This window comes from Liquorilactobacillus oeni DSM 19972 (assembly GCF_001436275.1).
Taxonomy (GTDB): Bacteria; Bacillota; Bacilli; order Lactobacillales; family Lactobacillaceae; genus Liquorilactobacillus; species Liquorilactobacillus oeni.
Genome location: NZ_AZEH01000038.1, coordinates 1 through 213 on the forward strand (window position 1 = coordinate 1; position 213 = coordinate 213).

A 213-nucleotide genomic window follows, 5' to 3' on the forward strand; every position below is an offset into this window, starting at 1 on the left:
TTAGCGCCAAGAGTAGTTGGGGGATCGCCCCCTGCGAGGGTAGGTCGTTGCCGTGCGATTGTTGGAGGATTAGCTCAGTTGGGAGAGCGTCTGCCTTACAAGCAGAGGGTCACAGGTTCGAGCCCTGTATCCTCCATTCGAGTCGTTAGCTCAGTCGGTAGAGCATCTGACTTTTAATCAGAGGGTCGACAGTTCGAGCCTGTCACGACTCAT

The 213-nt window shown here is 54.9% G+C and carries 2 tRNA genes; both read left to right on the forward strand.

The features are described from left to right. The first annotated feature begins 63 nt into the window (after nucleotides 1-63). Nucleotides 64-136, forward strand: a tRNA-Val gene (locus tag FD46_RS05200). Nucleotides 137-139: 3 nt separating this feature from the next. Further along, a tRNA-Lys gene (locus tag FD46_RS05205) sits at nucleotides 140-212 on the forward strand. Nucleotide 213 lies beyond the last annotated feature (1 nt).